This window comes from Caulobacter sp. GW822-FHT07D08, assembly GCF_058798735.1.
The window spans coordinates 352,186-375,465 of sequence record NZ_JBXAKU010000004.1; the positions used below are offsets into that span (position 1 = coordinate 352,186).

Genomic DNA, 23,280 nt, shown 5'->3' on the forward strand with positions numbered 1-23,280 from the left:
ATCAGGGCGCGAAGCACCTCTGGGTTACCCTTGCCAGACGTTCGCTGACGACTCCTTAACGATTAGCCTTAAGCGGCGATAAGGTTGGCGTCGGACAGCGCCCGGCGGGCGCCCTCGCGCAGCTCCGCCCACTCCGAGGCCAGGATGCCCAGCAGCACGACGTCGCGCGCCTCGCCGCCCTTCAGCACGTGACCGCGCAGATAGCCCTCGCGGCGGAAACCGGCGGCGGACTGGGCCTTCAGGGCCGCGTCGTTGTCGGCCATGACCTCGGCGAAAACCTTGTGCAGGCCCAGCTCGCCGAAGGCCCGGTCCAGGCCCAGCACCTGGGCGGCGCGGCCGACGCCCCTGCCCCGCGCCTCGGCCGAACCGAGGAACCAGTGCAGACTGGCGCGGCGGTGATGGCTGCTCAGACCCGACAGGGTGATCAGGCCCATGGGCGCGCCGGCCCGGGTGATCATCCAGCCGCGCAGATCGGGATCGGTTCGCAGCGCGTCGAACCACGCCGCGTGAGCCTCGCGGCTCGGCAGCTCGGCGTCGGACATCCAGCGGTCGACCTCCGGTTCGGAGCGCCACTGAAAGAGGATCGCCTCATCCTCGTCCCGTAAGTCGCGAAGTTCGATCATGCCCGCCGCCGAATCCCCGGTTCGCCTCGTGGAACCTTAGCTCGCCGATGCGACAGGACCTAGGCGCCTTTGAGACGTCGCCGCGCCTCCCAGGCTTACCCGCCCTTGAACAGCGACAGGATGATCTGCGGCGCGCTGTTGGCGATCGACAGCGCCTGGGCGCCCAGCTGCTGCTTGACCTGCAAGGCTTGCAAGCGGGCGCTTTCCTTGGCGAGGTCGGCGTCGACCAGATTGCCAACGCCCGTCTCCAGCACGTCGCTCAGCTTGCCCACGAAGCTGTTGTGGGCGTCGATCTGCTTGGCCTGCGTGCCGATGTTGCCGACCGCCTGGTTGATCGCGGTCATCGACGCTTCGAGGCGCTGGAACACCGCGTCGGCGTTGGCCGGGGTCAGGATATCGTCGGTCGTCGTCAGGGTGTTGATCGTGCCGCCCAGCGACAGGTTCTGCAGCGACAGCGTGATGGCCTGAGCCGCGTCGGCGTCGGCCAGGAACTGCATGTCGGCGGCCTGGCTGCCGTCCAGGAGGTTGGCGCCGTCGAACACGGCGCTCTTGACGACCTGGTCCAGATTCTTGAGCAGGCCCTGGAAGTCGGCGTTCAGCGAGGTCCGCGAGGACGTGGTCAGCGAGGTGTCCTTCGCGGCCACCACCTTCTCGCGCAACAGCTTCAGCAGGTCCGAGATCGAATCGCCGGCGGCCAGGGCCACGTCGGCGATCGAGGTCGCGCGATCCAGGCTCATCTTGACGGCGCTGAGCGCGCTCATGTCGCCGCGCTGCTCCTGCGCGATCGACCAGACCGCCGCATTGTCCTTGGCGGTCGAGATGGCTTCACCCGTGTTGATGCGAGTCTGCACCGCCTGCATGTCGTCGTTAGTGCGGTTCAGGTTCTGCAGCGCGATCAGCGCGGGCTGGTTCGTGTTGACGCTCAGCGTCATGCGCGGCCTCCGATCGGCTATTTTGCCGTTTGGTTGCGATCGCGCGCGATTCGGCGAGCGATCTGGTCGCCGCCGAACTTGGGGTCAGAAAGTAAGATTATAGTTAACGCTTATAAACCATGTCTGTTTACGCCTGCGGCCCGCTGTCGCACCCCCGGCCATGCAGCCGGGTGGTTCGCTCAGGCCTGAGCGTCGAACACGTCGCCCGACGCGTAGGTGGTTTCCTCGCGCAGCTTCAGGATCTGCTCGCGCGGAAACTGCTGCAGCGTCTCGCCTGTCCGACGGTCCACGGTCTTGTAGACATATTCACCGGAGTCGCCGTCCTGCTCGATCACCAGGCGCAGATCGCCGGGCTGCGGGCCGGCCTCGACCGGCGGAGCCGGCTGGTGCTCGATCGGCCGGGCAGCCGGCGCCGAAACGACGTTCGCGCCCTCGGACGGGTCCGGGGCGTTCGTAGCGGGAGCGGTTGAGGCGACGAAGTCTCTGATCGCCGACAAAGCGGCCTTGGGTTCCATTTCCTATTTACCGGCGCTTGCGGGCCGGCCCTCCTCTCTTGCTTCTCTCCTTGCTCGTCGATCCCCGAAAAGGCGGAGGCGGGCCAAGCGGGCCCGCCTCCCCTCCGCGTTCCTTAACGGAACAGGCTCAGGATCGACGACGAGGACTGGTTGGCGATCGACAGCGCCTGCACACCCAGCTGTTGCTTGGTTTGCAGCGACTGCAGCTTGGCGCTTTCCTTGGCCAGGTCGGCGTCCACCAGGTTGCCGACGCCGGCGTCCAGGCTGTCTTGCAGCTTGCCGATGAAGGTCAGGTGGGTGTCGAGGCCGACAGAGCTGGTGCCCAGCGAGGCCAGCTTGTTGGTGGCCGTGCCGATGGCCTTGTCGATGTCGCTGATCATCGACTTGGCAGACGAGGCCGAACTGAAGGCCGGGGTAGCGGTGGTCAGGCCGAGACCGGCCAGACCCAGGGTCTGGGCCTTCACGGTGAAGCCCGTGCCGTCCGAATTGGCCAGGAAGGTCATGTCCGTGACCTTGCCGTCGGCCAGGCTGGCGCCGTTGAACTTGGCGTTGTCGGCGGCCTTCTGGACCTGTTCTCGCAGCGAGGTGAAGTCCGACAACAGAGCGTTGAACGAAGCGGTGTTCAGCGAGGTGTCGGAAGCGGCCAGGGCCTTTTCCTTCATCTTGCTGAGCAGGTCGGTGATGGTGTCGCCAGCGGCCAGGGCCACGTCGATCGTCGACTGGCCGCGCTGCAGCGAGTCCTTCACCGAGTTCAGGGACGACGAGGTCGCGTTCTGAATCTTGGACATGGCCCAGATGGCGCCGTTGTCCTTGGCGCTACCGACCTTCTTGCCGGTGTTGATGCGTTGCTGGACGACGCCCAGCTCGCTGTTGGTGGTGTTGAGGTTTTGCAGGGCGATCAGAGCGCCAGCGTTCGTATTAATGCTATTCAGCGGCATACGAGTAGGTTCCTTTTCAAGGTATCCGACGCCATTTTGGCTGCCGGGAGCGTTTTGCTCGAAAAGGTCTGTAGCAATTGCCGGGCCATTCTTACCCAGCGGCAAGACCTCGCTAAATCACTGAAATCATTGCGTTATACATCCGTTAACGACGAAGGCTCCCGGCAATTTCTGCCGGGAGCCTTTCGCCATGGGCAATTGTTGCCGGGCACAATATGCGCACCCGGCGGAAAAGAGGCGCCGGACGGCTTTTGAAGGCCGTCCGGCGTATCGGGCTCACCCCTTGAACAGCGACAGGATCGTCTGCGGGCTCTGATTGGCGATCGAGAGCGCTTGGACACCCAGTTGCTGTTTGGTTTGCAGCGACTGCAGCTTGGCGCTTTCCTTCGCCAGGTCCGCGTCGACGAGGTTGCCCACGCCGGCGTCCAGGCTGTCCTGCAGCTTGCCCACGAAGGTCAGGTGAGTATCCAGACCGGTCGAGGCGGTGCCCAGGGAAGACAGTTTGTTCGTCGCCGTCTGCAACGCATCGGACATGGTCGCGATCATGGCCTTCGCTTCCGTGGCGGTCGCGAAGGTCGTGCCGGTGTTCAGACCCAGGCCCGCGAGGGACAGCGTCTGAGCTTTGACCGTGAACGAACCGCCGTCCTGGTTGGCCAGGAAAGCGATTTGCGTCGAGGTTTCATCGACAAGGCTGACACCGTTGAACTTCGCATTCAGCGCGGCCTTTTGGATTTGGTCGCGCAGCGATGTGAAGTCCGACACAAGGGAGCTGAACGAGGCGGTGTTCAACGAAGTGTCGGAAGCGGCGAGAGCCTTTTCCTTCATCTTCGAGAGCAGATCGGTGATGGTATCGCCGGCCGCGAGGCCTACATCGATCGTCGACTGACCGCGCTGGAGCGAATCCTTCACGGCGTTCAACGAGCTCGAGCTCGCGGTCTGCAACTTGGCCATCGACCAGATCGCACCGTTGTCCTTGGCGGATCCAACCTTTTTGCCGGTGTTGATACGGCTCTGGGTGGTGGCGAGCTCCGTGTTGGTTGCGTTCAGATTTTGGAGCGCGATGAGAGCGCTCGGATTCGTGTTGATCGAGTTCAGCATTTGATACCTACCGTTTTGGTGGGATTTGCCCGGCGTATTGCCGGTCGGGCGTTTTGCCCCGCACGAGACATCGCAAGCGGCGGGCCAACCGAACCAAGATCGGGACCAACATCTAAAATATTGATTTTATTGAATTTAGTTCGCCACTAGGGCCAAAAACGAAACCGCCCGGCGAATGCAACATTCGCCGGGCGGCAGGTTTTTCCGAAGCAGGTAGGCAAGACGTTCAGTCTTGCGAAAACCGAAGAATCAGGCGGCGTCGGCGCGAGCGGACAGGCCCTGCATCATCATGCGGTTGATTTCGATCAACGGCTCGAAGTCCTCCTCCTTGCGCATCACCGCGCTGGAGTGACGACCGACCCAGAGGCTCAGCGAAATGATGCTGGCCCGAAGCTCTTTGGGCAGTTGGTTTTCAGGCAAGGAACAGTCGGTCGCCAAGGCCGACCAGACCTTGCGATTCCAATCCAATGCGTCGATCCGCGTGGCAATGTCGTCCGCCGGGGCCCGGGACGCGTCCATGAGGGCGCGCGTCACCTGACCGAACAGGCGGTACTCCATTTCACGGGGATTCTCAGCCCGCGTCGCCGCCTGCTGATAGGCCCGAAGAGACATGCCCCAACCTCTCGTCTTCGTATTCAATCAACTTACGGCTCAACATCAGAGCCTTGTAGTACTCGCGCGCCATAACGTGCTTCGAAATGGCGATGCAGTCCTGCAGAACCACAGGATTGCGCACAACTCCCATGAATTCGTTAAGGCGGCCCGCGAAGTCCTCGAAGAACTTCTCGGCTGCGGCCTCGTCAAGGTACATCATCATCACCGGAAAATAGATCCGACGCGCGGGCGTCGTGACCTGTTCCGGCTGCATGATGTCCTTCTCGCGGAGGACGGAGGCCTTGTTCTGGAGCACCAGAACTCCGCGCCGATCCCCATTCTGGACCACGGCGCCGTTGAGAACGAATTTTTCGCCGGGCTTCAGCGACAGCTTCAAAGGCACTAAGGCCGCTCCTTCGTTGACGCCACTTCGCCCGGTTCCGTCATGACGACGGGTTTGGACGCGAAGCTAGGCGAACATCTGTTAACGCCGTCTTGCCGCAATTCAGGCCGCCTTGCGACCGTAAGACGCGGCTTAGGACTCAATTAAGCATAGCCCCCCAAAACATGGTTAATAACAAAGTCCCCGGATCGGTCCGCCATGTCCAACAAAAGCGTCCTCGAAGCGTCCGATAGCGCCGCCAGCCAGGCCGATATCGGCGCCCTTCCCTTCCAGCCCGGCCAGATCGTGAAGGCCATGGGCGATTCGGCCTCGGCCGACTCCCTGGAACGGCTGAAGCAGGCGGCGCAGGACCTCAAGAGCACCGACAACGCCAAGGCCGTCAGGACGGCGATCCTGGCGGTGCACGCGCAGGACTACGCCAAGGCCGAGAAGATCGCCCTGAAGCTGCTCAAGAAAGACGATCAGTTCGGCCTGGCGTGGCACATCCTGGCCATCTCGCGCGAGAAGCAAGGCGACTTCGCCTCTTCGCTCAAGTGCTACGAGGCCGCGCTCGCCCTGCTGACCGACCACAGTGCGGTCGCCGGCGACCTCGGACGCCTGGCGTTCCGCCTGAACATGGTCGACTTCGCGGCCAAGTTCTTCGCGCACTACCGCCTGGCCCGGCCCAATGACATCGAGGCCGCCAACAACCTGGCCTGCGCCCTGCGCGAAATGAACCGCGAAACCGAAGCGATCGATGTGCTTAAGGTCGCTCTGGCCATCCACCCCCAGGCCGCCGGCCTCTGGAACACCCTGGGCACGGTGCTCTGCAACATGGGCGACCCCGGCGGCTCGATCGTCTTCTTCGACGAGGCCCTGCGCCTGGTCCCCACACACAGCAAGGCGCTCCACAACCGCGCCTACGCCAAGGCCGATCTCGGCGACATCGAAGGCGCCCTGATCGACAGCGAGGCCGGGATGCGGGAAGCTCAGGACCCCGCCGATGCGACGGTCATGCAATTCGCCCGCGCCACGCTCCTGCTGGCCCTGGGGCGCGTCGCCGAGGGCTGGGAAGCGTACGAGACCCGCTTCTCGCCGGAAATCTCCGAGGCCCCGCTGTTCCACATCCCCGCCACCCGCTGGGCGGGCGAGGACCTCAAGGGCAAGACCCTGATGGTCGTCGCCGAGCAGGGCCTGGGTGACGAGGTCATGCTCTCCAACATGCTGCCGGACATCCTCGAGATGCTGGGGCCGGACGGCAAGATGACCCTGGTGGTCGAGCGCCGCCTGAAGCCGCTGTTCGAGCGCACCTATCCGGGCATCGAGGTCAGCGCCCACCGGACCATGAAGTACGAGGGCCGTGTCTATCGCACCGCGCCGGACATCGAGCATTGGGAGCGCTTCGACTGCTGGGCGGCGCTGGGCGATTTCCTGCGCACCCAGCGCAACTCGGTCGAGGCCTTCCCGAACCGCAAATCGTTCCTGACGCCCGATCCGGAGCGGGTCGCCTACTGGAAGGCCGAGCTCGACAAGCTGGGTCCTGAACCCAAGGTCGGCCTGCTATGGAAGAGCCTGAGCCTGAAAGGCGATCGGGCCCGGCAATTCTCGCCGTTCCAACTGTGGGAGCCGGTGCTGAAGACGCCGGGCGTCACGTTCATCAACCTGCAGTACGGCGACTGCGAGGAAGAAATCGCTCTGGCCAAGGACCAGTTCGGCGTCGAGATCTGGCGGCCGCCGGGCCTGGACCTGAAGATGGACCTGGACGACCTGACCGCCCTGTGCGCCGCGGTCGACCTGATCATCGGTTTCTCCAACGCCACCACCAACCTGGCGGGCGCGGCGGGCGCGCCGATCTGGATGCTGACCGCGCCTTCGGTGTGGACCAAGCTCGGGACCGACGCCTATCCCTGGTATCCTCAGGCGCGTGTCTTTTCGCCGCCCGAACTCGGCCAATGGGCTCCCGTGATGGCCGAGGTCGCCCAGGCCCTGCGCGATAAGGTCGCCGGCTAGGCCATGGTGCTCGCCATCCTGCAAGCGCGAATGTCCTCGACACGCCTGCCCGGCAAGGTGCTGGCGCCGTTGGCCGGGGCGCCGATGATCCTGCGCCAGATCGAGCGCCTGCGACGCGCCCGCGAGCTGCAGCGCATCGTGGTGGCGACCTCGATCCGGGCTGACGACGATCCCCTCGTCGAGGTTCTGGCGGCGGCGGGCGTTCCCGTCCATCGCGGCGACCTGGACGACGTGCTGGGCCGCTTCGTCGGCGCCCTGGACGCCTTTGGCCCGGCGCGAACCGTGGTCCGCCTGACCGCCGACTGCCCGTTGGCCGATCCCGGGGTGATCGACGCCACCATCGCGCGGTTCGAGGACAGCGGCGCGGACTACGCCTCCAATGTCGCCGAGCCACGCACCTTCCCGAAGGGGCTGGATGTCGAGGTGATGACGGCCGCCGCCCTGCGCCGCGCCGCCGCCGAGACCAGCGATCCCCACGATCGCGAGCATGTGACCCCCTATCTCTATCGCAACCCCGACCACTTCCGTCTGGCCAGCTACGCCCAGGCGGCCGACGAGGGCGCGGTGCGCTGGACCGTCGATCGGCCCGACGACCTGGAATTCGTCCGCGCGGTCTATGACGCCCTCTACGCCGACGATCCGGACTTCACCTCCGACGCCGTCCGCGCCCTGGTCCGCGGCCGCCCGGATCTGGCCATGCTGGGAGGCGACCGTCGTGCCTGACGTCGTTCTGCGGCTGGTCGAAGAAGGCGATCGCGACCGATTGTTGGCCTGGCGAAACAGCCCGCAGGTCGCGGCCTTCATGTATTCCGACCATCTGATCGCGCGCGAGGAGCACGATCGCTGGTTCGACACCCTGGTCGGCCATCCGCGCCGACGCGACTGGGTCGTCCTGCTGGAGGACGCTCCCGTGGGCCTGACCAGCCTGGTCGATATCGATTCGAGCCAGGGCCGCGGCGCCATAGCCCGCTACCTGGCCGAGGAGCGCGCGCGGGGCCTGGGCGTCGGCGGTTTCACCGAGTTCAAGGTCGCCGACCACGCCTTCCAGGTCCTGGGCCTGCGCAAGCTGTGGTCCGAAGTGCTGGCCACCAACGAGGCCGCCCTCGCCTCGCATCTCTCGAGCGGCTTCCAGCGCGAGGCCTTGTTCCGCGCTCATGTCGTCAAGCAGGGCCGACCGACCGACGTCGTCGGCCTGGGCCTGCTGGCCGAGGACTGGCGCGACCATCGGCCGCGCCTTCGCGCCCGGCTGGTCGCCAAGGGCTTCGCCGAAGCCGCGCTCGACGCGCCGCTCTGACCGGCTTCCGCCACGGGCACTTGCCAAGCGCGTAAGCGCCGGTAGTTTGATCAGTTCGTTTTGAACAACTGTTCGAACCGGCTGGCGGAGATGGGCATGAGCGAGCGTTTCGAGGGTACTTCCGACTACGTGGCGACCGACGACCTGAAGGTCGCGGTGAACGCCTCGGTCGCTCTGGAGCGCCCCCTTCTGATCAAGGGCGAGCCCGGCACGGGCAAGACGGTGCTGGCCTACGAGGTCGCCAAGGCCCTCAACGCCCCGCTGATCACCTGGCACATCAAGTCGACGACCAAGGCCCAGCAGGGCCTCTACGAGTACGACGCCGTCACCCGTCTGCGCGACAGCCAGCTGGGCGACGAGCGCGTCAAGGACGTCAAGAACTACATCAAGAGGGGCAAACTCTGGGAGGCGTTCGAGAGCGAGCAGCGCCCGGTGCTGCTGATCGACGAGATCGACAAGGCCGACATCGAGTTCCCCAACGACCTCCTGCAGGAACTCGATCGCAACGAATTCTACGTCTACGAGACCGACGAGACGATCAAGGCCAAGGTCCGGCCGATCATCATCATCACCTCCAACAACGAGAAGGAACTGCCGGACGCGTTCCTGCGCCGCTGCTTCTTCCACTACATCCGCTTCCCCGAGGAAGCGACGATGCAGGCCATCGTCGATGTCCACTTCCCGGGCATCAAGCAGAAGCTCGTGTCCGAGGCGCTGCGCATCTTCTACGACATGCGTAAGGTGCCGGGCCTGAAGAAGAAGCCGTCGACCTCCGAGCTTCTGGACTGGCTGAAGCTGCTGCTGGTCGAGGACATCGATGATCAGGTCCTGCGCGAGAAGGACCCGACCAAGCTGATCCCGCCCCTGCACGGCGCCCTGCTCAAGAACGAACAGGACGTGCACCTGTTCGAACGCCTGGCCTTCCTGGCCCGCCGCGAGGGTTCTGGGGCTCGTCCGGGCCAATAGGTCTGCGACCAATTGGTCGTTACTTGGATTTCACTGGACGCGCGCCCGGCGCGCGCCCAACTTCCCGCCAAATCAGGGAAGATCGACAATCCATGCGCTATTCCAAATCGCGGGCGAAATGGCTGGCCACGGCGCTGATGATCGGCGTCGGCGCGACCACCCTCACCGCCTGCCAGCGCGCCGAGACCAGCAAGACCGAGCACGCCGAGCGCAAGCTGGGCCGACGCGAGCCGATCCGGGTCATCGACCGCCTCGACTGCCCCGACAAGCAAGGTGAATTGAAGCTGGTCTCCAAGGCCGACGACGGCCAGTCCTGCGCCTATGTCTCGGACGAGGCCACTGTCGACCTGCGCCTGATCAAGCTGAACGGCGGAGACGCGGAGGCCGCCCTTGCGCCGATCGAGACCGAACTGAAGGGGATCATGCCCCTGCCCCCAGCCCCGCCGAGGCGGCCCGAACACAAGGGCATGGGAAAGAACCACACCAGCATCAACCTGCCAGGCGTGAAGATCGACGCCAGCGACAGCGGCGCCGATATCCGCATCGGCCACCTGACCATCAACAGCGACGGCGGCGCCGCCGAGGTGAAGGTCAACAAGAACGTCAATTTCAGGGGCGACGACGGCCACGGCTCGGTCAACATCCAGGCCGAGGACGAGCACGAGGGCGACGTCACCATCAAGGCCAATGACCACGGGGCGGAAATCCGCGCCAAGAAGGGCGGCAACGACTCCGTGCGCTCGACCCTGATCCTGGCCAACGACAAGGCGCCCAAGGGCTATCGCCTGGCTGGCTACGAGGCGCGCGGCCCCAAGGGCGGCCCGCTGGCCGTCGCTGTCGTCAAGGCCAAGACCCGCGACACCGACGACCACGACCTGTTCAAGGACATGAAGGCCCTGGTCCGCCACAATGTGGGGGGCTGAGGCCTCCTACTGCGCGACGGGCGCGACCTCCATCACCTTGTAGGTCAGCGGACGACCGTCCTCGTCGGTGACCGTGACATACTCGCCCAGAGCGAAGCGGTGTTCGCCCAAGCGGTGCAGCGGCTCGTCGTCGGAGCTCTCCTGGTCGTCATAGTCGAAGAACCAGCGGGCCCCGCGCCTGTTCAGGCGGCCGTCCACCGCGTCCTCGTCAGGTGCGAAGCGGCGCACGCTGCAGGATCCCTTGACCTTGGCGTAGGCCCCTTCGTCGATGTGACCATCCTCGGTCAGCGGCGCGGTCAGGGCGTAGCCGCGGTGGTCGTCGCCGCCGGCGAATTCCGTGCCCGGATTGCGGGCAAGGCGCAGTACGATGCGGGATAGAGACATTCGAGGTCTCCTTTCTTCTTGAGTTTCAGCTGTTTAGTGAGACAGAAACAAGGACGGCCCGTCGCTGTTGAGCAGCGTACGGGTGGTGCCCCCGAATATGAACTCCTGCAGCCTGGGATGTCCGAACGCGCCGGCGACCAGGAGGTTCGCTCCAACGTCCTTGGCCGCGCCCAGCAGCAGGCCGGCCGCGTCGTTGGCGCCCTCCAGGACCTTGACGGTCGCCTTGACGCCGCGGGCGCCCAGGAACTCGACCAGACGGTCCAGTTCGAAGGCCCGCGACGAGGCGCTCGGCGCGCCGGCGACGATCACCGAACCAGCCTTCTGCAACAGCGGCAGGGCCGTGCGCACGGCGCGGCTGGCCTCCTTGCCGCCGTCCCAGGCGACCAGGGCCACGCCGTCGACCTTGAAGCCCGGGCGGGCGACCAGGGTCGGGCGCTGCTCGTCGGCGACCAGTTGCTGGAACGCTTCCGCCAGCGGGCCCTTGCCGCGCGCCGAGGCGTCATCGAACACGATGACGTCCGACAGGCGGCCTTCCATCGCCAGACCGGCCCAGACCGGCGACTCCAGACTGATCACCCGCGTGCGCGGATAGCCGGTCTCGGCCGCAAGCTTGCCGCAGGCGCGCGCGCCTTCCTGGGCGGCCTCCTTCAGGCTCTCGAGAGCCGTGACCTGCACCCCGCCCATGAACCCTTCACCCATCCAGGGCATCAGGTCGGCCATGTCGGCCGGCGCATGGACGCAGGCCAGTTCGGCCTGGAACGCGCCCGCCAGGGCCGCGGCGGAAGTCAATACGCCCTTGTCGTTCGGGGTCCCGGCCAGCGGGACCATGATTCTCGCCCAACTCATGATCGAACTCCCTTCAAGGGCATTTCCACAGATGACGACGACGGCCACATTGATCTTTCGCAACCGATGGGTCAGTCAACCACCTTCACCGTGAGGAACGATCTCGTGGCCAAAGGGCTGCATAGGGGCGGACCGCCCCGTGCCTGGCAAAGAATGCTTTCCGGACGTCGGCTCGACCTGCTCGATCCGTCGCCGATGGACATCGAGATCGAGGACATCGCCCACGGCCTTGCCCGCGTCGCCCGATGGAACGGCCAGACGGTCGGCGACCACGGCTTCTCGGTGGCCCAGCACAGCCTGGTGGTCGAGGAAATCGCCGCGCACATCAAGCCTGACCTGGAGCCGCGCTGGCGCCTGGCCGCCCTGCTGCACGACGCCAGCGAATATGTGATCGGCGACATGATCAGTCCGTTCAAGGCGGCGCTGGGCGTCAGCTACAAGGATTTCGAGGCCCGATTGGAGGACGCGATCCACATCCGCTTCGGCTTGCCGGTGAAGACCCCCGCCCCGATCAAGAAACTGATCAAGCAGGCCGACCGAGCCTGCGCCTTCTTCGAGGCCACCCAGTTGGCGGGCTTCGAGCATGCGGAGTCCATGGCGATCTTCGGCGCGCCGCCGTCCGGCTATGATCTGAAGATCACGCCGCAACCGCCGTTCGAGGCCCAGGCCCGCTACGTCCAGCGCTTTCACGTGCTGTCGCGGGCGGCGGGCTTCGAGAGCGCCCCAGGCGCGGCGTTCGAAACGGAATGAGCACCTCGGTCGTCATCGGCCTTTCGGCGGTGGTCGTCGCGATCCGCGACGGCGAGGCCGTGGTCCTGACCGTGCGACCGCACGATGCGATCACCGATATCGCTTCGCCGCTCGCGGGCCTGCCGTTCGGCCCGTTCGATCCCGAGGCGCACCGCACCTTCGAGTTGGGCCTGCGGGCCTTCGTGACCGCCCAGACCCGGTTCCAGCTGGGCTATGTCGAGCAACTTTACACCTTCGGCGACAAGGGCCGCGACGCCCCGCGCGCCGAGGTCGGGGCCGGCGCGGCGCGCGTGGTCTCGGTCGGCTATCTGGGCCTGACGCCCAAGGCCGTCGACACCGACGCCCCCGACACCGCCTGGGCCCCCTGGACGCGCTTCTTCCCCTGGGAAGACTGGCGCAACGGCCGTCCCGCCCTGCTCGACGAGGCCATCGCCCCAGCCCTTAGACGCTGGGCCGCGGATGACGCCGGACGGTGGTCCCGCGCTCGCCTGGCCTTCGCCCTGGACGGCGCGCCCTGGAACGAGGAACGGGTGCTGGAGCGCTACGAGCTGCTCTACGAAGCCGGTCTGGCGCCGGAAGCCGCCCGCGACGTCGCCCGCGCCGACGGCCACGACCCGGCCGAGCCCCAGGCTCTGTCAGCGGCCCTGGGCGAGCCGATGATCTCCGACCACCGGCGGATCCTGGCCACGGGCCTCTCGCGCCTGCGCGGCAAGATCAAATATCGCCCGGTGGTGTTCGAACTGACGCCCGAGGAGTTCACCCTCTCGACCCTGCAGCGCACGGTCGAGGCCATCGCCGGCGTGCCGCTGCACAAGCAGAACTTCCGCCGCGTGGTCGAGCGCGAGGAACTGGTCGAGGGCCTGGGCCGCCTGGACGCCGAGACCGGCGGTCGCCCGGCCGAGCTATTCCGCTTCCGCCGCGAGATGCTGGCCACCCGCCAGGCGACGGGCCTGTCGCTGCCGCTGCTTCGGGATTGAAGCCCGCTTCGGGGAGTTCGACAAGTTCGACTGGTAGCCAACCCAGGGCTGCAATCTTGCCGTAACAAACCGGGTTCAGCGTCGGCCTGACTTCATCATCGCGGGATGAGCGACATGCGGTTTGGACTATTGATGCTGACCTGCGCCGGCGTCGCGATCGCGACCGGCGCCCTCGCCCAGACCCGGCGTTTCGAGGTGACCGTGGCGCCCTCTCACAAGACGTCAGGCTATGAGAAACTGCGCGTCGAGAAGGCGACCGTCGGCAGCACGCCGATCCGGGTGTGGGCCAACACCGCCATCGATCCGGACTGCTCGGCCCACCAGCCCGGCGCGACCCTGACCGTCCTGCAACCGCCGGAGCACGGCGCAGCCGTGGTCAAGGAAGAGCCCTACTTCGCCGCCTTCCCCCCGGCCAATCCACGCTCGGCCTGCAACAACCGCAAGGTTCCGGGCAATCAGGCCTTCTACACCGCCGCCGAAGGATATACCGGCCACGACAGGATGGTGTTGCAAGGATCCTCGCCGGACGGCGCGGTGCGTCAGATCGCGGTCGACATCACCGTCCGCTAGACTCGTCCCCAGCCTCAACTCGCGCCCGCCACTTGGCCTTCAGCGTGTGTGAGGTGTCGCGCGAACCGTCGGGGCTCCAGCCGGGCGGGCCGAACACATAGCCCAGCGCCTCGCGCGGCGATTTCGAACCCGCCACGTCCTTGCCGATGCCGATCCACTCGTGGAAGACGTTGTGCAACAGGTTGAAGTTGCCGAGGTTTTTCACCGTGCCATAACGGCAGGGCTCCTCGTCGATCTCGGGGACGAAGGTGCCGAACAGGCGGTCCCAGATGATCAGGATACCGGCGTAGTTGGCGTCCAGGTAGCGGGCGTTGCGGGCGTGGTGCACGCGGTGGTGCGAGGGCGTGTTGAACACCGCCTCGAACCACCGCGGCATGCGCTTGATCGCCTCGGTATGGATCCAGAACTGGTAGACGAGGCTGACGCCCTTCTGGATGGCCACCATGGCCGGAGGAAAGCCCAGGAACGACAGCGGCAGCCACAGCAGCCAGGTGCCCGCGACGCCGCCGGTCCAGGTCTGCCGCAGGGCGGTCGACAGGTTGTAATGGGTCGAGGTGTGGTGGTTGACGTGGCTGGCCCACCAGACGCGCCGCTCGTGCGCCAGACGATGGAACCAGTAGTAGGTCAGATCTTCGAGCAGGAAGACGGCGACCCACGCCCAGACGGCGGTCATCGGGATCGTGAAGATCCGGTGATGCCAGACCCAGACCGTCGTGGCGAACACCACCCCGCCAAACAGCAGGCCGGCCACGGTGCTGCCGAGGCCCATGGTCAGCGACACGGCCGTGTCGCGCGCCTCGTAGTTGGCCTTGGCCTTGCCGAGGCGGCCGACCAGGATCTCCAGGATGATGGCCAGCACGAAGAACGGGATGGCCAGTTGGACGGGATCGAAAGGGGCTTTCAGCATCAGGCGAGCTCCTTCGGCGGCCAGGCGTCGTCATTGACGGCGAACACGGGATGGGCGTCGCCCAGGCGCAGGGCCAGGCGACCGTTCGTCGGCTTCAGGCCGGCGATCGCGCTCCACGGCAGGTCGCGCGCGACATAGCTGTCGCCTCGCCGGTAGAGCACCAGCGCCAGATCGCCCTCGCGCGCAATGACCCCCGCGCCGTCGGCGGCGATCCAGACAGCGTCTGGCTTGTGATCGGGAAATTCGAGCGCCACCAGGGCGCGGGCGGCCTCGGCGTCAAGCGGCGGGGTCGCTCTCGCCACCCCCATCCATGCCGCGAACGCCACAAGCAGAGCCACGGCGGCTATCGAGCCACCCAACTGAATCAACAGCGCCTTGTCCAAGACCGACGCATCCCCCCGTAACTTATTGCCGTTCAGATTGCCGAGCATCGGGCCGTCGTCAAGTCGTCACGAGGTCGCTGAAACGCGAACGGCGCGCCCCGCGAGAGGCGCGCCGTCCTTAAAGCCACGAGGGCCGCTCGGCCTTAGAAGCGGCGGACGTAGCCCACCGACATCGTGTTCGAGCTCAGATCGCTCTTGGTATATTCAGACTTGGTCCAGTCGGCGCGTAGACCGTTCTTGTCGTCGAACTTGTATTCGGCGCCGACGCCATAGTTCCAGCTGTCGTGGCTGCCGTCGAAGTTCGCGGCGGCCGGATTGTTGGTCTTGAATTTGGTCGCGCCATAGCCGGCGCGGGCCAGCAGGTCGAGGTTCGGGGTCACCGGCAGGTAGCCGACGGCGTAGCCCGCGACCTGGTGCTCCATCTTCACGCTGGCCGGACCGCCCGGCGTATAGACCGTATCGCCGTCGACGCCGCCGGCCGCCTCGGCCTCGACACCGAAATTGGGCGTAAGCTTGGCGCCCAAACGCCCTTGAATAGCGCCGGTGTCAGCGCCGCGCGTCCGAGTTTGGCCATAGTTCAACGAACCATATACTTCGGTCGAATTCTGAGCTCGGGCAAACATAGGGATCGCGAGAACCGAACCGGCGATCAGGGTAGCGGTGATGAGAGTCTTCATTCTTGTACTCCAATTCTACTCGTAGTCTTCAGCACCCTCAGCCAGCTCTTGCTAATCGGACAACGCGGCGGGCATGCGGCGGTTCACGGTCGCGTTCGAGGCCATTCCGTGTCGTGACCTAAAAGCCGCAGTTGATGACGCCCGCGCCATCCGTGCTATCTACGAGTCAAACAAGCGTCAGAACGCGGACCCGCCCCCACCAAGGACGAGGCCCGCGCGCATCATCGGGACCGTCGTCTTGCCGCAAGCCGTCATCGCCGCCACGGGGCTGTACACCCCGCCCTTTTCCATTTCGAACGCCGAGCTGGTCGAGGCCTTCAACACCTTCGTCGAGCGCTTCAACGCCGCCAACGCCGAGGCCATCGCGGCCGGCGAGGTGGTCGCCCTGGCCCCCTCCTCGCCCGAATTCATCGAGAAGGCCTCGGGCATCAAGTCGCGCTTCGTGATGAACAAGTCGGGCATCATCGACCCCGAGATCATGCGCCCGGTCATTCCCGAGCGTCCGAATGAGGCGCTGTCGATCCTGGCCGAGATGGCGGTCGAGGCGGCCAAGCAGGCGATCGAGCGCTGGGGCAAGCCGGTCAGCGAGATCGGCGCGGTGATCTGCGCCGCCTCGAACATGCAGCGCCCCTACCCGGCCATGGCCATCGAGATCCAGCAGGCCCTGGGTATCGAGGGCTTCGCCTTTGACATGAACGTGGCGTGCTCGTCAGCCACCTTCGGCATCAAGACCGCCGCCGACTTCGTCACGACCGGCAGCGCGAAGGCCGTGCTGATGGTCAATCCGGAAATCTGCTCGGGCCACCTGAACTTCAAGGACCGCGACAGCCACTTCATCTTCGGCGACGTGGCCACGGCCGTGATCATCGAGGACGCCGGCCTGGCCAGCGACGGCTGGGATATCCTGGGCGCGCGACTGAAGACCCAGTTCTCCAACAACATCCGCAACAACTTCGGCTTCCTCAACCGCGCCGCCCCTGAAGGCGAAGGCGCGCGCGACAAGCTGTTCGTGCAGGAAGGCCGCAAGGTGTTCCGCGAGGTGGTGCCGATGGTCAGCCAGATGATCCTCGAGCACGCGACCGACCTCGGCATCGACACCGCGGGGCTAAAGCGCCTCTGGCTCCATCAAGCCAATATCAACATGAACGAGATGATCGGTCGAAAAGTGCTGGGCCGCGATCCGGCCCCAGGCGAGAACGTCATCATCCTGGACGAATACGCCAACACCAGCTCGGCCGGCTCGATCATCGCCTTCCACCAGGCCAATGACGACTTCGCGGCGGGCGAGACGGGCCTGATCTGCAGCTTCGGCGCCGGCTATTCGGCCGGCACGGTGTTCGTGCGCAAACGCTGAGCCCACACAGCCCGAACGGAATGGAGCCCCGCGCCCGGTGGCGCGGGGCTTTTTCATGCCTTAGGGCTTCGGATGCGTCGCCTTCCAGTCCATGGCGCGGCGGACGCGGACGCTGACCGCCGGGTGGTCGTAGAACAGCACCTCTTCCAGCCTGGATGGCGTGGCGGCGCGGTATTCGATGGTCTTGACCAGGGCCTTGGCCAGGCCGTCAGGCTCGTTGAAGTTCACCAGGCTGTAGCGGTCGGCGTCGCTCTCGACCTCGCGCACCAGGGTGTTGGTGATCGGGCCGCCGATCAGGCCCAGCACGGCCATGATCACCGCCAGCACCGGCAGGCCGGCGGGATCGGCGACGCCCGTCACGCCCTTGGCGTTCAGCGCCCGCGCGAACCATGGGAACGTCCGGTCGACGATGAAGAAGGCGATGACCGCCAGCACGGCGAAGATGCCGGTGATCCACAGGCTGTGCTGGTGGGCGTAGTGCCCCATCTCGTGGCCGACGACGCCGCGGACCTCGGCGATGTCCGCGCCCTTCTTGAACATCACGTCGCTCATCGCCACCCGGGCCGAGCCGCCGAGGCCCGAGACGTTGGCGGTATAGGCGTTGGACTGCTTGGAGCCGTTGTAGACGAAGATCTTGTCGCTCGGGATGCCGACCGACTTGGCCATGGCCACGACCTCGTCACGCACGGGACCGGCTGGCGCGGGACTATATTTGTTGAACAGCGGCTCGATATAGATCGGGGCCAACAGCATGCCGAAGACGATGAACCCCGCCGTCAGGCCGCCGGCCCACAGCCACCACAGACGGCGCGCGCGGCGAATCAGCACGTAGAGCAGCGCCAGGAAGATCGCGGTGAACACGATCGAGATCGCCGTGCCCATCAGGTTCTCGGTCAGCCAGCCGCCGAAGGCCTGGCTGGTCAGGCCGTACTGCTTCTGCCGCCACCAGTTGGAATAGACCGACCAGGGCAGCTCCAGCAGCCAGCTGAAAGCGACGAAGGCGGCGGCGACCACGAAGCTGGCCAGGAACGGCCGTCCCTTCTTGCGCTCGACGCCCTGCTCGACCTTGGTCAGCACGCCGGTGCGGATAATGATCCAGGCCGCCAGGACCGAGACGACGAAGCCCCACAACACTAGCCAGTGACCGCCCTGGGTATAGTGCTGCGCCTTTTCGTGCGCTTCCGGCGGCAGCTGCGCCAGATAGGCGGCCGTGGCGGCCGCCGGGTCGAATTGAGCCATGATCTCCCCTCCCCGGGATGAACAAAGCAGCAAGCCCCGAGTCCGCGTAGGCGTCAGCTTAATTCGCGGTCAGGTGGAAAGAGCTTCGCCATGTTCGGGCTGGCGAAGCGCGCTCGCCCGTATAGAACTGCGACAGATTGTTTCGCCCAAAGGTTCGTCCGATGCGATTCCCTGCCCGCCGCGCCGTCCTCTCCGGTCTCGGCCTCGCTCTGCTCGCCGCCTGTGGCAAAAAGCCGGACGCCGGCGCCAGCGCCTGGGACAGGATCAAGGCCTCGGGGACCCTGCGCATCGGCCTGGAAGGCACCTATCCGCCGTTCAACTTCCAGGACAAGAGCGGCCAGCTGGCCGGCTTCGAGGTCGACTTCGCCAAGGCCCTGGCCACGCAGATGGGCCTGAAGCCCGACTTCCGGCCCGCCCCGTTCGCGGGCCTCTTGGGCGCGCTCGAATCGGGCCGCGTCGACGTGGTGATCAACCAGATCACCATCACGCCCGAGCGCCAGGCCAAGTACGATTTCTCCGAACCCTACACCGTCTCGGGCATCCAGATCATCAAGCTCAGAGACAAGCCGGGCCTGGACAAGCCCGAGGACCTGGCCGGCAAGAAGGTCGGCGTCGGCCTTGGAACCAACTACGAGCAGTGGGCGCGGACCAACGTGCCCAAGGCCGACATCCGCACCTATGACGACGATCCCACCAAGTACCAGGATCTGCGCGCCGGCCGTATCGACGCGGTGTTGAACGACCGCCTGGTCGCCGCCGACTTCGTCAAGAGCTCGCCGGAATTCGTCGCCTCGGGCCCGCCGTTCGCGGCCCAGGGCTCGGGCGTGGCGATGAAGAAGGATCCGGCTCTGAAGGTTATTGTCGACCAGGCCATCGAGGCGCTGCGCGCCAGCGGCAAGCTGACGGCGATCTCGCAGCAGTGGTTCGGCATGGACGTGACGCACTAGGGCCATGGACACGGCTCTGGATCTGCTGCGCCAGTCCGCGCCCCTGCTGCTGAAGGGCGCCGGCTACACCGTCCTGCTCAGCGTCATCGGCATGGGGATCGGGGTCGTGCTGGGCTTTGGCCTGGCCCTGATGCGCCTGTCGCGCTCGCCGCTGCTGCGCTGGCCGGCGGCGGTGTATGTCTCGGCCTTCCGGGGCACGCCGCTGCTGGTGCAGCTGTTTCTGATCTACTACGGCCTGCCGCAGTTCGGGATCGAGATGCCCGCCCTGGCGGCCGCCGGCATCGGCTTCTCGCTGAACGTCGCGGCCTATTCCTGCGAGATCCTGCGCAGCGCCATCGACGCCGTCGACAAGGGTCAGTGGGAAGCCGCCGGCGTGCTGGGCATGAGCCGCGGTCAGACCCTGCGCCGGGTGATCCTGCCCCAGGCCGCCCGCACCGCCGTCGCCCCGCTGTCGAACAGTTTCATCGGCCTGGTCAAGGACACCTCCCTGGCCGCCACCATTCAGGTGCCGGAGCTGTTCCGCCAGGCTCAGCTGATCACGGCCCGGACCTACGAGATCTTCACCATGTACCTGGCCGCGGCGGCCATCTACTGGATCCTCTCCACCGTGCTCGCGGCCGTGCAGGGCCAGTTGGAACGCCGCGCCGCGGAGGGCCGCCGATGAGCGCGATCGACGCCAAGGGCCTGAAGAAGAGCTTCGGCGACACCCCCGTCCTGGCGGGCGTAGACCTGACCGTGGTCCCCGGCGAGATCGTCGCCATCATCGGTCCCAGCGGTTCGGGCAAGAGCACGCTGCTGCGCTGTCTCGCGGGTCTGGAACTCCTGAACGGAGGCGAGCTGACCATCGCGGGCGTCACGGCCGGCGGCAAGGTTCCCCTGGCCAAGGCCCTGAACGGCCGGGTCGGCTTCGTCTTCCAGAGCTTCAATCTGTTTCCGCACAAGACGGCGCTTGAAAACGTCATCGAGGGACCGGTGGTCGTCCGCAAGGAAGATCCAACCAAGGCCCGCGCGCGCGGACTGGCCCTGCTGGAGAAGGTCGGCCTGGGCGGTCGCGCCGACGCCTATCCCGCCGCCCTGTCCGGTGGCCAGCAGCAGCGCTGCGCCATCGCCCGCGCTCTAGCCATGGATCCCGAGGTCATCCTGTTCGACGAGCCGACCTCGGCCCTCGACCCCGAACTGGTCGGCGAGGTGCTGGCCGTGATCCGCGATCTGGCCGTCGAAAAACGGACCATGGTCATCGTCACCCACCAGATGGACTTCGCCCGAGATGTCGCTGATCGGACGATTTTCATGGACGGCGGCGTCATCGTGGAGCAAGGACCCTCCCGTCAGTTGCTTTCCTCCCCGCGCGAAGAGCGGACCCGCAAGTTCCTGGCCAGGTCGGGTGTCCTCCAGCCATAATTTGGCCCACGGGACGCTTCACGTCCTGCTAGCGCGTCAGGCGAATGCGTAGGCGGCCTCGCTGCTCAGGCGCGCGATTAACGATCAAAACCAAAGCCCTACGCCGGGTGGCTTTTATGGCGAGGACAGCGTGAAGCCTTATATCGAACTCAAGGGCGCCTCGGGCGCCGTCTATCGCTACAAGCTGGCCGAGAACGGCGAGCCTGCGACCACGATCGCCGGTAACTACGTCTATGTCGACGCCAAGGGCGCTGTGGTTTTCGCCGGTGAGGCCAACAACCTGATCGACGCCAAGGCCCGCTGGTCGGAAGCCTATGCACGCCATGGCGCGACCTGGCTCTACACGCGCCTGAACGTCTCGGGCGCCTCGCGGGCGGATGAATATTCTGATCTCGTGATCGCGCTTCAGCCCGTGATGAATCAGGCCGACTAGGGTCTGCCTCCGGGCGCGGGACCGGCTATGGTTCGGCCAAATGCGCCCGGAGATTCTCTTTCCCCTGTTCAGCTCGGTGTCCACGCTCAAGGGCGTGGGCCCGCGCGTCGCGCCGCTGGTCGAGAAACTGGCCGGCCCGATCGTGCGCGACGTGCTGTTCACCGCGCCGACGGGCCTGATCCGCCGCTCGGTGACCAAGGTCGACCAGGCCGTCGACGGCCAGGTCCAGACCTTCATCGTCACCATCGATCAGCATCAGCCGCCAGGCCGCCTGGGCCAGCCCTGGAAGATTCGCGCCTGGGACGGCACGGGCTTCCTGACCCTGATCTGGTTCAAGGGTCACGGCCCACACCTGGAGCGCCAGCACCCCAAGGGCGCGCACCGCGCTGTCAGCGGCAAGGTCGAACGACCGGACGGCTACGCCTCCGAACTGCAGATCGCCCACCCGGACTACATCGTCGACGCCGAGCGCGCCGGCGACATTCCCGAAATCGAGACTGTCTATCCGGCGACCCACGGCCTGCCCTCGCGCACCTTCCGCAAGTTCGCCCTGGAAGCCTTGAGTCGCGCGCCAGACCTCCCCGAATGGCAGGACGCGGCCTGGCGCGAGCGCGAAAAGCTGCCCGGCTGGCGCGAGGCCCTGGCGGCCCTGCACGCGCCCGCCAGCGAGGCGGACCTGTCGCCGCTGGCGAGGCCCCGCCGGCGCCTGGCCTATGACGAACTGCTGGCGCACCAGCTGGCTCTGGCCCAGCGCAAGGCCTCGCGCCGCGCGAGCCCCGGTCCGCGCATCCCGTCCGGCTCGCTGTCGGAAGCGGCCGAGAAGGCCCTACCCTTCAAGCTGACCGGCGCCCAGATACGATCTCTTTCGGAGATTCGTGGCGACCTCGCTTCCGGCGAGCGCATGAGCCGTCTGCTGCAGGGCGACGTCGGCTCGGGCAAGACCGTGGTGGCGATGCTGGCCATGGCCGACGCGGCCGGCGCCGGCTTCCAATCGGCCCTGATGGCCCCGACCGAGATCCTGGCCCGCCAGCACTTCGAGACCATCGCCGCGCCCCTGCGGGCGCTGGGTCTGTCGGTGATCCTGCTGACCGGCCGCGACAAGGGCGCGAGCCGTTCGGCCAAGCTTCTGAGCCTGGCGGACGGAACCCACCACGTCGCCGTCGGCACCCACGCCCTGTTCCAGGACGACGTCGTCTTCGACCGCCTGGCCCTGACGATCATCGACGAGCAGCATCGCTTCGGCGTCAACGAGCGCCGTCGCCTGCAGGACAAGGGCCCCTCTGGTGAAGATTGGGGCGTCCATCTGCTGGCCATGTCGGCCACGCCAATCCCGCGCACGCTGGAACTCACGGTGTTCGGCGACCTCGACGTCTCGCGCATCGACGAGAAGCCACCGGGCCGCACGCCGGTCGCCACCCGCGCCGCGCCGACCCCGCGCGTGCCCGAGATCGTCGAGCGCCTGCGCGGCGCCATCGCCGGCGGCGCCCAGGCGTTCTGGATCTGCCCGCTGGTGTCGGAGTCGGACAAGATCGAGCTTCGCGCCGCCGAGGACCGCGCCGCCGACCTCGCCCGCCACCTGCCTGGCGTGGGCCTCGTCCACGGCCAGATGCCTGCCGCCGAGAAGGACGCGGTCATGCAGCGCTTCGTCGACGGCGAGGTCAGCGTGCTGGTGGCCACCACGGTGGTCGAGGTCGGGGTCAACGTCCCCAACGCCAGCATCATGGTCATTGAGCACGCCGACCGCTTCGGTCTGGCCCAATTGCACCAACTGCGCGGCCGCGTCGGGCGGGGCACGCGCGAGAGTTCGTGCGTGCTGCTCTACGACCCGCCGTTATCGGAAGTGGCCCAGCAACGCCTCGACATCCTGCGTCGCAGCGACGACGGTTTCGAGATCGCCGAGAAGGATCTGGAACTGCGCGGCGGCGGCGACCCGCTGGGGCTCAAACAGAGCGGCTTCCCGGCCTATCGCCTGGCCGATCCCGTCGCGCATCGCGACCTGATCGCCGTCGCCGCCGACGACGCCCGGCTGATCCTGGCCCGCGACCCGGACCTTGTCTCGCCGCGCGGCCAGGCGCTGCGGACGATGCAGGAACTGTTCGACTGGAAGCCGGCCTCGCCGCTGAACGAGGCGGGCTAG

27 protein-coding genes are annotated in these 23,280 nt (G+C 66.3%); 14 read left to right on the forward strand and 13 right to left on the reverse strand.

All coding sequences use genetic code 11. The features are described from left to right. Positions 1-68: 68 nt before the first annotated feature. The 7 genes from pseH (AC1RJ9_RS10655) to flbT form a co-directional block, all read right to left on the reverse strand. Positions 69-623: a UDP-4-amino-4,6-dideoxy-N-acetyl-beta-L-altrosamine N-acetyltransferase gene (pseH, locus tag AC1RJ9_RS10655; RefSeq protein ID WP_492839291.1), complete on the reverse strand. Its 555-nt coding sequence runs from the start codon at positions 621-623 to the stop codon at positions 69-71. 95 nt (positions 624-718) lie between these two features. After that, positions 719-1,555 carry a flagellin N-terminal helical domain-containing protein gene (locus AC1RJ9_RS10660; RefSeq protein ID WP_492839292.1) on the reverse strand — a complete coding sequence of 279 codons (837 nt, stop codon included), beginning with the start codon at positions 1,553-1,555 and terminating at the stop codon, positions 719-721. Between the two features lie 179 nt (positions 1,556-1,734). Continuing rightward, positions 1,735-2,070, reverse strand: a complete 336-nt coding sequence (locus AC1RJ9_RS10665; protein ID WP_492839293.1) for a hypothetical protein — start codon at positions 2,068-2,070, stop codon at positions 1,735-1,737. 113 nt (positions 2,071-2,183) lie between these two features. Then, on the reverse strand, positions 2,184-3,008 hold the full coding sequence (locus AC1RJ9_RS10670; protein ID WP_492839294.1) for a flagellin: 825 nt from the start codon (positions 3,006-3,008) through the stop codon (positions 2,184-2,186). 276 nt (positions 3,009-3,284) lie between these two features. Further along, positions 3,285-4,106: a flagellin gene (locus AC1RJ9_RS10675; protein WP_492839295.1), complete on the reverse strand. Its 822-nt coding sequence runs from the start codon at positions 4,104-4,106 to the stop codon at positions 3,285-3,287. 249 nt (positions 4,107-4,355) lie between these two features. Then, complete coding sequence (gene flaF, locus AC1RJ9_RS10680) at positions 4,356-4,718, reverse strand: flagellar biosynthesis regulator FlaF (RefSeq protein ID WP_492839296.1); 363 nt, start codon at positions 4,716-4,718, stop codon at positions 4,356-4,358. Next, the gene (gene flbT, locus AC1RJ9_RS10685) at positions 4,678-5,103 is read right to left on the reverse strand and encodes a flagellar biosynthesis repressor FlbT (protein WP_492839297.1); all 426 of its coding nucleotides are present in this window, start codon (positions 5,101-5,103) and stop codon (positions 4,678-4,680) included. The genes flaF and flbT overlap by 41 nt, the downstream gene beginning before the upstream one ends. Positions 5,104-5,301: 198 nt before the next feature. Between flbT and AC1RJ9_RS10690 the strand changes: the two genes are divergently transcribed. The 5 genes from AC1RJ9_RS10690 to AC1RJ9_RS10710 all read left to right on the forward strand — a co-directional run bounded on the left by AC1RJ9_RS10690 (position 5,302) and on the right by AC1RJ9_RS10710 (position 10,275). Next, a complete protein-coding gene (locus tag AC1RJ9_RS10690) occupies positions 5,302-7,092 on the forward strand; it encodes a tetratricopeptide repeat protein (RefSeq protein ID WP_492839298.1) in 1,791 nt (596 codons plus the stop codon). Positions 7,093-7,095: 3 nt separating this feature from the next. Continuing rightward, complete coding sequence (locus tag AC1RJ9_RS10695) at positions 7,096-7,815, forward strand: cytidylyltransferase domain-containing protein (RefSeq protein ID WP_492839299.1); 720 nt, start codon at positions 7,096-7,098, stop codon at positions 7,813-7,815. Then, complete coding sequence (gene pseH, locus AC1RJ9_RS10700; RefSeq protein ID WP_492839300.1) at positions 7,808-8,386, forward strand: UDP-4-amino-4,6-dideoxy-N-acetyl-beta-L-altrosamine N-acetyltransferase; 579 nt, start codon at positions 7,808-7,810, stop codon at positions 8,384-8,386. Before AC1RJ9_RS10695 ends, pseH (AC1RJ9_RS10700) begins: the two co-directional genes overlap by 8 nt. 96 nt (positions 8,387-8,482) lie before the next feature. Next, a complete protein-coding gene (locus AC1RJ9_RS10705) occupies positions 8,483-9,352 on the forward strand; it encodes an AAA family ATPase (RefSeq protein WP_492839301.1) in 870 nt (289 codons plus the stop codon). Between the two features lie 92 nt (positions 9,353-9,444). Next, complete coding sequence (locus AC1RJ9_RS10710; protein ID WP_492839302.1) at positions 9,445-10,275, forward strand: hypothetical protein; 831 nt, start codon at positions 9,445-9,447, stop codon at positions 10,273-10,275. Positions 10,276-10,281: 6 nt separating this feature from the next. Here AC1RJ9_RS10710 and AC1RJ9_RS10715 read toward each other — a convergent pair whose 3' ends face one another. Next, positions 10,282-10,659, reverse strand: coding sequence for a hypothetical protein (locus tag AC1RJ9_RS10715; protein ID WP_492839303.1), 378 nt, complete (start codon positions 10,657-10,659; stop codon positions 10,282-10,284). Between the two features lie 33 nt (positions 10,660-10,692). After that, on the reverse strand, positions 10,693-11,505 hold the full coding sequence (locus AC1RJ9_RS10720) for a universal stress protein (RefSeq protein WP_492839304.1): 813 nt from the start codon (positions 11,503-11,505) through the stop codon (positions 10,693-10,695). 105 nt (positions 11,506-11,610) lie between these two features. On the opposite strand from AC1RJ9_RS10720, the gene AC1RJ9_RS10725 reads away from it, so the two are divergent. From AC1RJ9_RS10725 to AC1RJ9_RS10735, 3 genes are all read left to right on the forward strand, one after another. Further along, positions 11,611-12,255: a YfbR-like 5'-deoxynucleotidase gene (locus AC1RJ9_RS10725; protein WP_492839305.1), complete on the forward strand. Its 645-nt coding sequence runs from the start codon at positions 11,611-11,613 to the stop codon at positions 12,253-12,255. Further along, complete coding sequence (locus tag AC1RJ9_RS10730; protein ID WP_492839306.1) at positions 12,252-13,232, forward strand: NUDIX hydrolase; 981 nt, start codon at positions 12,252-12,254, stop codon at positions 13,230-13,232. The genes AC1RJ9_RS10725 and AC1RJ9_RS10730 overlap by 4 nt, the downstream gene beginning before the upstream one ends. 114 nt (positions 13,233-13,346) lie before the next feature. Then, positions 13,347-13,802, forward strand: coding sequence for a hypothetical protein (locus AC1RJ9_RS10735; RefSeq protein WP_492839307.1), 456 nt, complete (start codon positions 13,347-13,349; stop codon positions 13,800-13,802). On the opposite strand, the gene AC1RJ9_RS10740 is transcribed toward AC1RJ9_RS10735, so the two are convergent. The 3 genes from AC1RJ9_RS10740 to AC1RJ9_RS10750 all read right to left on the reverse strand — a co-directional run bounded on the left by AC1RJ9_RS10740 (position 13,789) and on the right by AC1RJ9_RS10750 (position 15,769). Then, a complete protein-coding gene (locus AC1RJ9_RS10740; protein ID WP_492839309.1) occupies positions 13,789-14,709 on the reverse strand; it encodes a sterol desaturase family protein in 921 nt (306 codons plus the stop codon). The genes AC1RJ9_RS10735 and AC1RJ9_RS10740 overlap by 14 nt on opposite strands. Next, on the reverse strand, positions 14,709-15,092 hold the full coding sequence (locus AC1RJ9_RS10745; RefSeq protein ID WP_492839387.1) for a hypothetical protein: 384 nt from the start codon (positions 15,090-15,092) through the stop codon (positions 14,709-14,711). The genes AC1RJ9_RS10740 and AC1RJ9_RS10745 overlap by 1 nt, the downstream gene beginning before the upstream one ends. A gap of 143 nt (positions 15,093-15,235) precedes the next feature. Next, entirely contained in the window at positions 15,236-15,769 is a 534-nt protein-coding gene (locus tag AC1RJ9_RS10750) for a porin family protein (RefSeq protein ID WP_492839310.1), read from the reverse strand. A 238-nt stretch (positions 15,770-16,007) separates the two neighbouring features. Here AC1RJ9_RS10750 and AC1RJ9_RS10755 point away from each other — a divergent pair, with 238 nt between their 5' ends. Next, positions 16,008-17,123, forward strand: a complete 1,116-nt coding sequence (locus tag AC1RJ9_RS10755) for a beta-ketoacyl-ACP synthase III (RefSeq protein ID WP_492839312.1) — start codon at positions 16,008-16,010, stop codon at positions 17,121-17,123. Positions 17,124-17,183: 60 nt separating this feature from the next. Here AC1RJ9_RS10755 and AC1RJ9_RS10760 read toward each other — a convergent pair whose 3' ends face one another. Beyond that, entirely contained in the window at positions 17,184-18,362 is a 1,179-nt protein-coding gene (locus AC1RJ9_RS10760) for a M48 family metallopeptidase (RefSeq protein ID WP_492839313.1), read from the reverse strand. A 161-nt stretch (positions 18,363-18,523) separates the two neighbouring features. Between AC1RJ9_RS10760 and tcyJ the strand changes: the two genes are divergently transcribed. From tcyJ to recG, 5 genes are all read left to right on the forward strand, one after another. Further along, positions 18,524-19,309, forward strand: a complete 786-nt coding sequence (gene tcyJ, locus AC1RJ9_RS10765; protein WP_492839315.1) for a cystine ABC transporter substrate-binding protein — start codon at positions 18,524-18,526, stop codon at positions 19,307-19,309. A gap of 4 nt (positions 19,310-19,313) precedes the next feature. Beyond that, the gene (gene tcyL, locus AC1RJ9_RS10770; RefSeq protein ID WP_492839317.1) at positions 19,314-19,973 is read left to right on the forward strand and encodes a cystine ABC transporter permease; all 660 of its coding nucleotides are present in this window, start codon (positions 19,314-19,316) and stop codon (positions 19,971-19,973) included. Next, on the forward strand, positions 19,970-20,710 hold the full coding sequence (locus AC1RJ9_RS10775; RefSeq protein ID WP_492839319.1) for an amino acid ABC transporter ATP-binding protein: 741 nt from the start codon (positions 19,970-19,972) through the stop codon (positions 20,708-20,710). The genes tcyL and AC1RJ9_RS10775 overlap by 4 nt, the downstream gene beginning before the upstream one ends. Positions 20,711-20,840: 130 nt before the next feature. Continuing rightward, positions 20,841-21,143, forward strand: coding sequence for a hypothetical protein (locus tag AC1RJ9_RS10780; protein ID WP_492839321.1), 303 nt, complete (start codon positions 20,841-20,843; stop codon positions 21,141-21,143). A gap of 40 nt (positions 21,144-21,183) precedes the next feature. Next, a complete protein-coding gene (gene recG, locus AC1RJ9_RS10785; protein WP_492839323.1) occupies positions 21,184-23,280 on the forward strand; it encodes an ATP-dependent DNA helicase RecG in 2,097 nt (698 codons plus the stop codon).